We start from the raw sequence: 12,780 nt of genomic DNA, 5'->3' as shown, positions 1-12,780 counted from the left end.
ATCGAAAAGGGCCACATGCGCGGCGAGAGTTCATGGGCCGGACAGCGGCCCTGGGCATGGCCGCGAGCTTCAGTGCGGGCCTGCTAACCAAGGCACAGGCCGCTACACCAAAGCGCGGAGGGCATATGCGCCTCGCCATGGGACATGGCAGCACGTCGGATACGCTTGACCCGGCGACGGTCACCAACGGCATCCAATGGACGGCGGCTTATGGTGTGTCCAATACGCTGACCGAAGTGGATGCCTCCGGCAAGCTGGTCGGCTCGCTCGCGACGGAATGGTCGTCGTCGCCCGACGCCACAGTCTGGACCTTCAAATTGCGTGAGGGGATCGAATTCCATAACGGTAAGACCATGACCGCCGAAGATGTGGTCGCCTCAATCAACTACCACCGGGGCGAGGACTCCAAGTCGGTCGGCAAGCCACTTCTGGCCGCCGTGACCGAGGTCAAGGCAGACGGGCCCGATACGGTCGTGATCGCGATGTCCGAAGGAAACGCCGATTTCCCCTTCAATTTCAACGAAGCGTTCTTTGGCATCTACCCCTCGAAGGACGGGAGTATCGACTGGCGTTCTGGCGGAACCGGACCTTATGTGCTCAAGGTCGAAAAACCGGGCCAACTCTACAAGTTCGAACGCAATCCGAACTACTGGAAAGAGGGCGCGGCCCATGCCGACACGATCGACCTGCATTCGATCATCGATCCCGCCGCCCGCACCAACGCGCTGATCACCGGCGAGGTGGATTGCATCGACAATGTGGAACTCAAGACCCTGTCGCTCCTACAAAGAAACTCCGACGTGATCATCGAGGAAGGCGCGGGCCCGCTGCATTACAGCCTGCCGATGCTGGGCACCGTCGCCCCGTTCGACAATCCGCACCTGCGCAAGGCGCTGAAATTCGCCATCGACCGGCAGGAGATCCTCGACAAGATCCTGTTCGGCCATGGCGTGATCGGCAATGATCACCCGATCGGCCCGTCCTACCGCTACCATGCCGCGGATATCGAGCAGAACAGCTACGATCCGGACAAGGCGCGGTATCATTGGCAGCAATCGGGGCTGGGCGAGATTTCCGTCGATCTCAGCGCGGCCGAGGCCGCATTCGGTGGGGCCGTTGATGCGGCCGTCCTCTTCCAGGCGTCGGCCAAGAAGGTTGACGTCAACATCAACGTGGTCCGCGAAGTCAATGACGGCTACTGGTCAGACGTTTGGATGAAGAAACCGTGGAGCGCCAGCTATTGGGGCGGCAACGCAACCGAAGACGCGATTTTCTCGACCGCATATGCGGCGGGAGCAGCATGGAACGAATCCCAGTGGGATAATCCGCGTTTCAACGAGCTTCTGGTGTCCGCTCGCGCCGAACTCAACGAGGGGCTGCGTGCGGAAATGTACCGCGAGATGCAAATTCTTCTGCGCGACGAAGGCAGCGTTATCGTTCCGATGTTCGCCAATTCCGTTCATGCCAGAAACGACAAGATCGCCCACGGCGAAGTTTCTTGGGTGCGCGGCTTCGATGGTCGGCGGATTCTGGAACGTTGGTGGATGGCGTAGTTTCCTCCCGCACCGCACCGCTTTCCGCGCCATTCGTGGCGCGGAAGGCCTATCGGGTTTCATGTCTGGGGTTTTGTTCTCGCATGCGCCACTTCTGGCGCCCCAGCTCAGGCGCGGCCGCACGCTTCACAATCCCACGAATGAGACCCGCAGATGACACGCCTCGCCGATCTCCTTTCGACGGTATTCGAGCGCCGATACCGGCCATCGCCACCGCTGGCCCTCCAGGACCTTTCACTGGCCGAACTGGCCGAGGACCTTATCGGTTCCGCAGGGGAAACCTCTGGCATTGCCCTTGCCGGCGAATTCCTGTGTCGGTTCGATCGACTTGATGATGACGAAAAGCTCACGATCTTCCGTCACATCGCCACGGCCATGGACATTGACGCAAGCGCTGCTCGGGCGGCACTCGACGCCTATCAGCATGCACCGTCCAAAGTCACCTATCGCGCCTATGTAGAGAAGGCAGAACCGCGTCGACAGGAACTTATCCGGCGTCTCAACCGGGTGCCGGGCGCCACCGGTCAACTTGTCCGGATGCGCGCGGAACTGTTGCGGCTTGGGGGCAAGGAGCCTGCATTAGCGGCTCTGGATCTCGATTTTCGCCACCTCTTCGTCAGCTGGTTCAATCGCGGCTTCTTGGTCCTACGTCCGATCAGCTGGGAAAGTCCCGCCCATGTTCTCGAGAAGATCATCGCCTACGAGGCCGTGCATGCGATCGACAGCTGGGACGATCTGCGGCGCAGACTGGAGCCCGGCGACCGGCGTTGCTTCGCCTTCTTCCATCCTGCCATGCCGGACGAACCGCTGATCTTCGTCGAGGTTGCCCTGACCCTCGGCATCGCAGGGTCCATCCAGAAACTGCTGGCAGAAACCCGCCAAATCATCGACGCGGAAGACGCGGACACGGCCGTCTTCTATTCGATCTCGAACTGTCAGGCGGGTCTTGCCGGCATCTCTTTCGGCAATTCCCTGATCAAGCAGGTCGCGGCCGATCTGTCGCGGGAGCTGCCCGGCTTGAAAACCTTCGTCACCCTGTCGCCGATGCCCGGCTTTGCCCGTTGGTTGCAGGAGCGAGAATTGTCCGACGACATCTTAGAGCCAGAGGTTCTGCGCGCTCTGGCCGCCCTTTACCTGCTCGCGGCAAAGCGCGCCGACGGGCTGCCGCTGGACCCGGTGGCACGCTTCCATCTGGGCAACGGTGCCATGGTACGTGAGGTTCATACCGGCGCGGATGTATCGCAGAAAGGGCTGAACCAATCGGTCGGTGTGATGGTGAACTATCTCTATGACCTCGCCAAGGTCGCGCAGAACCACGAACGCTTTGCGACCCATCATGATATCGCCGCCTCCTCCGGTATCCGTGCGCTGGCGGCGACGGCACAAAAAAACCTTTCCCAGGACAAGCCGATATGACGAACCCGCTCTACGATCAGCTGTTCGGCAAGCATGCTGGCAGTTCCAGACCCTTCCTGTGGCTCAAAGACGGATCGACGATCAGTTACGACGGCTTCCTTCAAACCGCGGCGCGGCTGGCCCATGTTCTGACGCGAAGCGGCTTGCAGCCTGGTGACCGGCTTGCCGTTCAAGTTGCGAAATCCCCCGAGGCGCTGGCGCTCTATGCGGCCTGCGTGCAAACGGGGATCGTCTTTCTGCCGCTCAACACGGCCTATACCACCGACGAACTGCGCTACTTTGTCAAAGACAGTGCCGCTGCCGCATTAATTTGTGATGCAAACTCATACCAGGCGCTTTCACCAGTTTGCGAAGGATTGGGGACACGGGTCGAAACGCTGGACGCGGATGGCTCGGGAACACTCATGGAAAAGGCACGGGGCCAGCTACGGGAATTTCCGACGATCAGCCGTTCGGAAGACGATCTCGCCGCCCTGCTCTATACCTCAGGCACCACGGGCCGGTCGAAGGGGGCAATGCTAACCCAAGGGAACCTGCTTTCGAACGCCATGACACTGGCCGAGGAATGGCGCTTCGGCGCCGACGACGTGCTGCTGCATGCCCTGCCGATCTTTCATACCCACGGACTGTTCGTCGCCAGCAACGTATCCCTCATGGCGGGTGGGGCGATGATCTTTCTGCCTCGGTTCGATCTGGACCGATTGATCGAGTGGATGCCGCAAGCCACAACGCTGATGGGTGTGCCTACGTTCTACACGCGACTTCTGGACGATCCCCGTTTCACTCGCGGCTTGACCGCTCACATGCGCCTTTTCATCTCGGGCAGCGCGCCGCTTCTGGCCGAAGCCAACGTTGCCTTCGAGACCCGCACCGGGCACCGGATACTGGAACGTTACGGCATGACGGAAACCAACATGAACACCTCGAACCCTTATGAGGGCGAACGCCGCGCCGGCACTGTGGGCTTTCCGCTGCCGGGAGTAGACCTGAAGATCACCGATCCGGCCACGGGCGAGGCGCTTTCGCAAGGCCAGATCGGCCAGATCGAGGTGCGCGGGCCGAACGTCTTCAAGGGCTACTGGCGGATGCCAGAAAAGACCGGGGCCGAACTGCGCAGCAACGGCTACTTCATCACAGGCGATCTTGGGAAAATCGACCGTGAGGGCTATTTGCATATCGTAGGCCGCAATAAGGACCTGATCATTTCCGGCGGCTACAACATCTACCCCAAGGAAATCGAGGTGGTGCTGGACTCTCAGCCCGGCGTACTGGAAAGCGCGGTGATCGGCGTGCCGCACGCGGATTTCGGTGAGACCGTTCTGGGTGTGCTTGTCCCCGAACCGGGAAATGCCCCGAACCTCGATCAGGTTATGGCAGGTTTTCAGTCACGGCTTGCCCGGTTCAAGCATCCTCGAAAGCTTGTTCTCGTGGATGAATTACCACGCAATGCGATGGGGAAAGTTCAAAAAAACGTGCTGCGCGATCAGTTCAAGAGCGTGATTTCGACCGACTGATCCACCAATTGAATGCATGCGCTTGGACATTGCCATCCGATGTCACGTCAAACCCTTCTGCGCCGGAGCGATACCAGGGGTTCCACAAGGCTTGCTCCGGCGATCAGCAGCACGCCGATCGCTTCTCGGGCGGCGAATGGCTCTCCTGCCAGAAGCGCGGCCGAAATCGCACCAACCACGATTTCGGTCATGAAAAGCAGGCCGACAACGCCCGGGTTGAGGAACTTCGGCCCCCAGAGCGACGCATAGGTGCCCGGAATGACCAGCAGCAACATGAACAGCAGCAGCAGAGGCAGGGTCGGCTTTGTCTGATCCCATGACGGCATGTGCTCGGGCGCGAGCATCAGTGCGGCAGACGCCGAAACTATCAGCCCCCAAAAGAAAAAGCCGACCGTTAGATCGGCAGAGGCATGATGCTGGTGGCACCGAACCCGGACCATCGTAATCGCCCAGAACACACCGGCCGCAAGCCCCATCCAGTCCCCCACATTTCGCGGAACAGGAAACCGGACACCGAGTCCGAACATGATCAGCATTCCGGAAATTGCCATGCAGATCGCAACAATACGTATCGGGGTAATCCGCTCTTTGAGCACAACACGCGCCAAAAGCATGCTCCAGACTGGCATCAGGTAGAACAGCATCAGCGCGCGCACGACATCGGTAAAAACAATGGATGCCGAATAAAGCGTCAATGCCGCTCCGCTCGCGGCCACTGTGATCTGAAACGCCAGCCCAGCCCGCCGGATGTGGGGCCAGCGCAGCACCGCGAGAGGCAGGATGCAGACTGCCGGAACAAGGAAATAGACGGTCGTGATCCACAGGCTGTGCAGCCCTGCCCCTTCAAGCGCGCGCAATGGTATCCAGAACAAGCCCCAGACGGCACCGGCATACAGGCAGGCAAGCGTTGCGCGCCCCTCAACCACAGTGCTCATGCTGGAGACGCGTATACACCCAACGCGCTTTCTTGATAATCGGACGAGCATGCGTGCAAAGCCTGCGCATCAATCTCGACACCAAGGCACTGCCTGTCCGAAACCAGCTTGTCCGCGCGTCTGAAAAGCGACCGGGTGTTCCACTGAGTTTCGCTCCAGATGTTTCCGTAAATCGGAACGGCATGTTCGCGCGCGCCGCCGAGGAGTTCGCAAAGAGGTTTTCTCAGGCGTTTGCCTTCCAGATCCCACAGCGCTATCTCCAAAGCGCTGGTCGCGGTCGCGAAGTCCATGCTCCGGTGATTTCCGGCGATGTCAGCAGCAATCTCGCGAAACAGCCACGAATTGAGAACATCCTCCGAAGCCATCCTGCGCCCCAATGCGTGGATGATTTCTGCAACCGCGCGTTCACGGCATGGCAGGGTATAAGCCTCGCCCGAGCCAACAGCGCCATCTGCGACAGTCAACCTGAGAATGAGGAATGGCTTGACCATCCCCCACCCACGACCGCCAGGGGTTGCTTCCGTGATCCAGGTTTCCAGGTTCTCCAGTCTTGATCGCCGCCCGGCCGTATTGAAGCCGATGCTGCCCCCATGAGGCCATCTGACATCGGCAATCTCGTTTGGCATTGCGATCAGGCTCCAAGATGACTAAAGCGGCAACATCGCTAACTAACCATTGGTAAGTTTCTTGTCAAAAGGTTATTTTTACAATAATTAAGTAAGCATGGGAAGGGCGCCGAACGTGAACCGCGCACGAATGGCAGCCCTCTTTCCTGCGGCAAAGTGGCAACCGGGAAAATCGGAATGGAATATGATTTTGTAATCGTCGGCGCGGGTTCGGCCGGGTGTGTTCTTGCCAACAGGCTTAGCAGCGATAGCAAGACCACCGTTCTACTACTCGAAGCCGGACCGGAAGACCGCGGGCTGTCGCTCAAGATGCCGGCGGCTGTGCTGTCTAATCTCAAGAGCACAAAGCACAACTGGGCCTTTCAGGGAGAACCCGAGCCGGAGCTGAACGACCGGCAAATCCAGCATGACCGCGGCAAGACCTTGGGCGGATCGTCGTCGATCAACGGGATGGTGTTCATTCGCGGGCATGCGCTGGATTACGAAGGCTGGCGCCAGGCCGGATGTGACGGCTGGGGCTATGCCGATGTGATGCCGTATTTCAAACGGATGGAAACCTATTGCGCCGGCGGGGATGCGTACCGAGGCGATGGCGGCCCGCTGCATGTGCATCGCGCCGCGCCGAAGGATACGATAACCCGCGCCTTTCTCGAAGCCGGGCAGCAGGCAGGATACCCGCTGACCGACGACATAAGCGGCTATCGCCAAGAAGGGTTCGGCGTCTCGGATCGCACCGTATTCAAGGGTGAGCGATGGAGCACCGCGCGCGCCTATCTCGATCCGGCGAGCCATCGATCAAATCTGAAGATTCTGGCCCAGGCAAGCGTGCAGCATCTGGTCTTTGACGGAAACAGGGCCGTCGGGGTCGCCTACATGAACCGGGCGGGTCAGATCGCGACTGCGCGCGCCCGCAGGGAAGTCATCCTGAGCGCTGGCGCGGTTGGCTCACCGCATATCCTGATGCTGTCCGGCATAGGCCCGGCGGACCATTTGCAGGACAAGGGCATCGAGGTGCGTCACGATCTGCCCGGTGTCGGTCAGAACCTGAACGATCACCCAGATTTCGTGCTGAAATACAATTGCCTGAAGCCCGTCTCGTTCTGGCCCAAGACAAAGCCGCTGGCGAAGGTCGCGGCGGGTTTTCAATGGTTGATGACCCGGCGCGGCATCGTGGCCTCAAATCTTTTCGAGGCGGTCGCTTGTGTCAGGTCCGACGCAGGGGTGGAGTATCCGGACCTTCAGATCATCATTTCGCCGATCGCGGTGGACGATGCGACATGGAAGCCGCTCAAAAAGCACGCGTTTCAAATCCATGTCGGCCTCATGCGGGCGCATAGCCGCGGTGAATTGCGGCTGCGCAGTGCCGATCCTTCGGCACCGCCGCGTATCCTTGTGAACTATCTCAAGGACAGCCGGGACAGGGCGCTGATGCGCAAGGGCATCCGGCTGGTTCGTGAACTTGTCGAACAACCTGCGTTCTCCGATCTCAAGGGCGATGAAATATTCCCAGGCGCGGCGGCGCAATCGGATGCGGAACTCGATGCGCTTTTGAATACGCACACGACCACGCAATGGCACCTGTCTTGCACCGCGCGCATGGGGGCCGAGACCGACAAGGGTGCCGTTGTCGATGCCCGCGGACGGGTTCACGGTCTGGTCGGCCTTCGGGTCGTTGATGCGTCGATCATGCCTTTCGTGACGAATGGCAACACCAATGCCCCCACGATCATGCTGGCGGAAAAGCTGAGCGATGACATTCTGGGCCACGCGCCGCTGCCCCGCATCGAGGCTGAGGTTTGGAGAAACCCGGACTACGAGACCCGCCAGCGCTAACTGGCTTACCTAAAACAAGGGAACCAAGAAGCGATCGGTTATGTCATGGTCGGAACCAATGATCTGGGCCGGGCGGCAGAGTTCTACGATGCCGTCCTAACACCAGACGCAATCGAATTCTATGTCACCACACCATTCGATCAACGGCTGCTTGATGTCGGCGTTAGGGACCGCGCGAAGGCGCCATTGTCGCCTCAACAGCTCGATTGGCCGCAACTACACCCTCAATTTTGGCTCGCTCAGGTGGCCAGTAATCCAAGCCTTTCCAACAGTTGAACCTTTTGCGCGTCAGCACGCGTTGCATTCGCGGCTTTGACATGCCCAAAACCTTTGATCGTTTCGGGAAGCCGGGCAAGCGTGATTGCGTCTGCGATCGTTTCGACAGACAAAACCGGCATTACCTGTTCGATGTCGTGCTCAAACTGACGGATCATACGTCTTTCATGCCGTCGCTCGGCGGTATAACCAAAGATGTCGAACGGGGTGCCGCGTAGCCGCTTCATCCCCGATAAAACCCGAAAAACATGACGTATCCAAGGACCGAATTCTGACTTGACCGGACGTCCGTCTTTCCCCACCCGACTGAAGAGCGGGGGCGCAAGATGGAAGGTCAGCCGCTCTACGGAAGAGAAATTCGCCTCCAGCAAGGTGTCAAGTTCGCGTGTGTGAAGCCGGGCGACCTCATATTCGTCTTTGTATGCCAGAAGTTTCCAATACCCATCGGCAACGGCTTCGGCAAAACCTGTCACGCCTTTGGCTGCCTCGGCTTCGCGGGCCCGGGCCACCATGTTTACAAAGCGCGTTTTAAGCGCGGCACCTTGGTAATCGATCAGAAACTCAGCAAGCTGGTCAATCCGTTCTTGTGCGGTATCGGTGGTAGACTCCGGGGGGGTTACACTGTCGGATGCCTGCAAGTGACACCAGCGCCCGGTCTCAAAAGCTTGCAAATTACCTTCGACGCCGGCACCGTTCAACTCTATTGCCCTGCGCAGCGCCGCACGACCAAGGGGCACCAATCCGGCCTGCCAGGCGGCCCCGAGCAAAAGAACATTGCTGTAGATACTGTCCCCTAAATGGTCCCGCGCAGCCGAGGAGGCATCAATCAGGGTCATGGCATCAGCGCCGACGCGCTCTTTGATCCGGTGCTGCAACTCGGGACCCGGAATTTTGAAAGCGTGATCAAGGGTGAATTGGCCAGTCATCGCGGTGGTCTCATTGGCAATGACGCGGGTTCGGCCCGGTTCCATAAGGTTCAGGGCTTTACCTCCGGCTGCGACCACAAGGTCTCCGGCGATGACGGCGTCTGCTTCGCCGGTCGTCAGACGGGTTGCCTTTATGTCGGTCGGGCTGGGCGCAATTCGACAATGTATCGACACGGCGCCGCCCTTCTGAGCAAGACCTGCCATCTGCAATTCGGCGGCCCCCTTGCCTTCCAGATGCGCCGCCATTGTCATTAATGCCCCCAGAGTGACCACGCCTGTGCCGCCGATCCCGGTGATCAGAATGTTCCAAGGCCTATCCAGTTGCGGTAGCACCGGATCAGGAAGATCCCGAAACTCTGCGCCAGTTGCAGTCCATGCCTTGGGCGTTGCGCCCGACAGGGTAACAAAGCTGGGACAAAACCCGTTCAGGCAGGAGAAATCCTTGTTGCATGCCGACTGATCTATCTGCCGCTTGCGTCCAAAGGGCGTGTCCAGCGGCAGGATCGCCACGCAATTCGAAGCCTTACCGCAATCACCGCAGCCTTCGCAGATTGCGGGGTTAATGAAGACCCGTTTGTCCGGGTCGGGGAATTTACCGCGCTTGCGGCGGCGGCGTTTTTCGGCGGCGCAGGTCTGGACATAGATGATCGCCGTCACGCCCTTGATGCTCTGCAACTCCTCTTGCACATCTTGCAACTTGCCGCGGGGCAGTGATGGCACCCCGCTTGGCAACCGTGGTGTTTCCTCTTTTTCGTCGATGACAGCGACAACCTTGCGCACGCCGAAGGCCAGCAACTCTGCCGCGATCTGATAGGGGGTCATGGCGCCTTCATGCTCTTGCCCACCGGTCATCGCCACAGCGTCATTATAGAGGATTTTATAGGTGATGTTGGTGCCGGCATAGACAGCCGCCCGGACCGCCTGATTACCCGAGTGATTATAGGTTCCATCGCCCATGTTCTGAAAAACATGAGGGCGTTTGGAGAAAGGTGCTTCCCCGATCCAATTGGCCCCTTCGCCGCCCATATGGGTGTAGCCGCTGGTTTCCCGGTCCATCCACTGTGCCATATAATGGCACCCGATCCCCGCATAGGCGCGCGCGCCATCGGGCAGGCGGGTCGAACTGCTGTGAGGGCAACCTGCGCAAAACCAGGGTTTGCGTTCGGTCAGGTCTGGCGCCGGGTTGTCCTGCATCAAGCTGCAAAGCCGCTCCGCGCGGCCTTTAAACTGGCTTGTATCCATGCCGATCTGGTCAAGCGCATGCAGGAGACCAAGCCCAATGTTCGCGGGATCAAGATCGAGAACCGAGCGGAAAAGCGGCGCGCCTTGCAGGTCATTGTTACCCAGCACTGTCACCCCGGCAGGCACGCTATTCCTGACCTGTGGCTCCAGAACCGGGCGCTTTTCCTCGACGACGATCACGTGGTCCAGGCCCGAAGCCCAGTCGCCAAAGTTGACAGGTTCCAGTGGCCAAACCATCCCGACCTTGTAAGTCGTGATCCCCAACCGCTGTGCTGCGTCGTCGTCGAGGCCCAGAAGGTCAAAGGCATGGGCAAGGTCCAACCAGCTTTTGCCGGATGAGACGATACCGATCCGCGCACCTTTGGTGCCGTGCATGCGCCGGTCCAGCCCGTTGGCGCGTGCATAGGCCTGAGCCGCCGGTATCTTGTGCAGATGCAAACGGCCTTCCTGTTCCTGAGGTGTGTCGCCAAGGCGGATGTTGAGGGCCTGCTCAATCCTCCTGTCCGGAATCCGAGTTTCGATACGAAAGGGATCGCCATCAACAACGGCCGTCGCTTCGATCGTATCCTTGAGCGACTTCAGACCGACCCAACAGCCGCTATACCTGCTGAGAGCCCAGCCATGGATGCTGAAATCCAGCAGGTCCTGCAGACCTGCAGGCGACAGGATCGGAATCATCGCGTCGATCAAGGCCAGTTCGGACTGGTGGCAGGTCGTCGAGCTTTCGCAGGTGTGATCATCACCAGCCGCAACCAGAACCCCTCCCATGGGTGAGGTTCCTGCAAGATTGGCATGGCGAAAGACATCGCCGGACCGATCCACACCCGGACCCTTGCCATACCACAGCCCGAATACGCCCTCATAAAGCCCTTCGCCCCGAAGTTCGGCCTGTTGGGTGCCCCAGATCGCGGTGGCAGCCAGATCTTCGTTCAAACCCGGTTGAAACCGGATTTCCGCGGACTCCAGAAGTGGCTGCGCTTTTTCAAATGTTGCATCCACAGCACCCAAAGGGGACCCACGATATCCCGAAACATATCCCGCGGTATTGTGACCTGCGGCCGCGTCGCGCGCCCGCTGCATCAACGCGATCCGCAACAGGGCCTGTGTGCCCGACAGCAATACAGTGTGTTTGCTCAGATCAAACCGATCGGCGAGAGATACCTCTCGCAGAGAGTCGTCAGGATTCATTCTGTCTAAACCTTTGCGTTCAGGCGGTTTTGGCTGTGTCGTTGCCTAATGCAATCCCCGACCAAGGTTCGGGCCCTGCTGGGATTGTCGTATTGATCCCGCGTACAAATTCGCCTTTCGGATCATACATTGGCAGGGCGCAAAGTTCTGCCCGGTGTCTTGTGCCATCCGTACAATCGACGTCGACAATGCTGCCGGGGCCGAAGGTATCATCGTCCATGTGGACGATCCCAATGCCGCATACCTGATAGGGCGACCATGTGCTGGATGTGACCCGACCTATTTTCTCAACGTCCTGCTGTAAGGTTTGACCGCGCAAGGCGATGCCGCCTTCGACCCGGATACCCCAGCTGCGGCAGGTCTTGTCTGCCGCCATGAGCGCCTCGCGCCCGATAAAGTCGCCGGACTCGAAGTCGATGAACTTACCCAGCCCCACTGAAAAAGGCGTGGTATGGCGGTTGAAGTCTTGGCCCGCGGACAACAGGCCTGCTTCAATTCGGCGACCGCGGAACCCAGGGGTCGCGGTCAGGAGCAGACCCATCTTTGTGCCCTCGTCCAGGATCAGATCGCCCAGCGTCTCGATATCGTTTTCCGGGCGGAAATAGATCTCCCAGCCGAGCTCATTGGTAAAGCCGGTGCGGCTGATGACAACCTTCTGGCCAGCCATGCTAACCTCGGTCCAATCAAAATAACGCCACGGATCGGGCATAGGGCCGTCCAACAGGTGTTCAAGTAATTTCATCGAATGCGGACCTTGGACCTGGCTTACCCAAACGTCCGGGTCACCAATCGTGACATCCAGCCCCTCAGAATGTGCCATATACCACGAGAACAGATCGCCGTCGGCCTGTGCAAACCAGTAGCGGTCGTCAGCCACCCGCAAAAGCAGACCATCGGTGATCATGCCACCATCATGATAACAGGCGAATTGATAGGAACAGCGCCCGGTTTTCACCTTGGATACATCGCGTGGAAAAATCCTTTGCAACAGCTTCAACGCATCCGGGCCGGCGATCTCGAACGGATGTTCGCCAGTATGTCGCAAGATGATCCCTTGGCGCGCCGCCCAATACATTTCGTCCGGGGTGGCGTTGGTCATTTTTTCGGGCGTCAGCCGCCCGGCATAAAGCGAATACTCAGGCTCATAGGGCAACTCCTGATAAGTCAGCGGATGCACGGCCATGGTGCGGGCCAGTTCGATAGGGCGGTTTCCCTCAACTGGAAAAGGTTTAACCGAAAATCGCAATTTTTTAAGCTCTGAATGCATGGGT

The 12,780-nt window shown here is 59.1% G+C and carries 8 protein-coding genes; 4 read left to right on the top strand and 4 right to left on the bottom strand.

What is annotated here, in order from left to right; translation table 11 throughout:
• The first annotated feature begins 32 nt into the window (after positions 1–32).
• The 3 genes from V8359_RS13860 to V8359_RS13850 all read left to right on the top strand — a co-directional run bounded on the left by V8359_RS13860 (position 33) and on the right by V8359_RS13850 (position 4,483).
• Positions 33–1,553, top strand: coding sequence for an ABC transporter substrate-binding protein (locus tag V8359_RS13860; RefSeq protein ID WP_336429602.1), 1,521 nt, complete (start codon positions 33–35; stop codon positions 1,551–1,553).
• Between the two features lie 153 nt (positions 1,554–1,706).
• Entirely contained in the window at positions 1,707–2,969 is a 1,263-nt protein-coding gene (locus tag V8359_RS13855) for a malonyl-CoA decarboxylase (protein ID WP_336429600.1), read from the top strand.
• Positions 2,966–4,483 carry a malonate--CoA ligase gene (locus V8359_RS13850; RefSeq protein ID WP_336429599.1) on the top strand — a complete coding sequence of 506 codons (1,518 nt, stop codon included), beginning with the start codon at positions 2,966–2,968 and terminating at the stop codon, positions 4,481–4,483. Before V8359_RS13855 ends, V8359_RS13850 begins: the two co-directional genes overlap by 4 nt.
• 47 nt (positions 4,484–4,530) lie before the next feature.
• On the opposite strand, the gene V8359_RS13845 is transcribed toward V8359_RS13850, so the two are convergent.
• The gene (locus V8359_RS13845; RefSeq protein ID WP_336429598.1) at positions 4,531–5,418 is read right to left on the bottom strand and encodes a DMT family transporter; all 888 of its coding nucleotides are present in this window, start codon (positions 5,416–5,418) and stop codon (positions 4,531–4,533) included.
• Positions 5,415–6,044, bottom strand: coding sequence for a hypothetical protein (locus V8359_RS13840; protein WP_336429597.1), 630 nt, complete (start codon positions 6,042–6,044; stop codon positions 5,415–5,417). Before V8359_RS13840 ends, V8359_RS13845 begins: the two co-directional genes overlap by 4 nt.
• Before the next feature lie 177 nt (positions 6,045–6,221).
• Here V8359_RS13840 and V8359_RS13835 point away from each other — a divergent pair, with 177 nt between their 5' ends.
• The gene (locus tag V8359_RS13835; protein ID WP_336429596.1) at positions 6,222–7,877 is read left to right on the top strand and encodes a choline dehydrogenase; all 1,656 of its coding nucleotides are present in this window, start codon (positions 6,222–6,224) and stop codon (positions 7,875–7,877) included.
• A gap of 239 nt (positions 7,878–8,116) precedes the next feature.
• Here V8359_RS13835 and V8359_RS13830 read toward each other — a convergent pair whose 3' ends face one another.
• Complete coding sequence (locus V8359_RS13830) at positions 8,117–11,509, bottom strand: indolepyruvate ferredoxin oxidoreductase family protein (RefSeq protein WP_336429594.1); 3,393 nt, start codon at positions 11,507–11,509, stop codon at positions 8,117–8,119.
• A 19-nt stretch (positions 11,510–11,528) separates the two neighbouring features.
• Positions 11,529–12,776 carry an aminomethyltransferase family protein gene (locus V8359_RS13825; protein WP_336429593.1) on the bottom strand — a complete coding sequence of 416 codons (1,248 nt, stop codon included), beginning with the start codon at positions 12,774–12,776 and terminating at the stop codon, positions 11,529–11,531.
• Positions 12,777–12,780: the final 4 nt, after the last annotated feature.

Origin of the sequence: Roseovarius sp. E0-M6 (assembly GCF_037083845.1) — a bacterium.
In the GTDB taxonomy this organism is placed as follows: domain Bacteria; phylum Pseudomonadota; class Alphaproteobacteria; order Rhodobacterales; family Rhodobacteraceae; genus Roseovarius.
Note: the sequence above shows the minus strand (reverse complement) of the source record. Positions and strands in the feature narration are given on the sequence as shown.

Excerpts from the sequence above, each read along its gene's own strand:
- V8359_RS13860 (WP_336429602.1), top strand. The coding sequence starts at position 33 with ATGGGCCGGACAGCGGCCCTGGGCATGGCCGCGAGCTTCAGTGCGGGC.
- V8359_RS13855 (WP_336429600.1), top strand. The coding sequence starts at position 1,707 with ATGACACGCCTCGCCGATCTCCTTTCGACGGTATTCGAGCGCCGATAC.
- V8359_RS13850 (WP_336429599.1), top strand. The coding sequence starts at position 2,966 with ATGACGAACCCGCTCTACGATCAGCTGTTCGGCAAGCATGCTGGCAGT.
- V8359_RS13845 (WP_336429598.1), bottom strand. The coding sequence starts at position 5,418 with ATGAGCACTGTGGTTGAGGGGCGCGCAACGCTTGCCTGCCTGTATGCC.
- V8359_RS13840 (WP_336429597.1), bottom strand. The coding sequence starts at position 6,044 with ATGCCAAACGAGATTGCCGATGTCAGATGGCCTCATGGGGGCAGCATC.
- V8359_RS13835 (WP_336429596.1), top strand. The coding sequence starts at position 6,222 with ATGGAATATGATTTTGTAATCGTCGGCGCGGGTTCGGCCGGGTGTGTT.
- V8359_RS13830 (WP_336429594.1), bottom strand. The coding sequence starts at position 11,509 with ATGAATCCTGACGACTCTCTGCGAGAGGTATCTCTCGCCGATCGGTTT.
- V8359_RS13825 (WP_336429593.1), bottom strand. The coding sequence starts at position 12,776 with ATGCATTCAGAGCTTAAAAAATTGCGATTTTCGGTTAAACCTTTTCCA.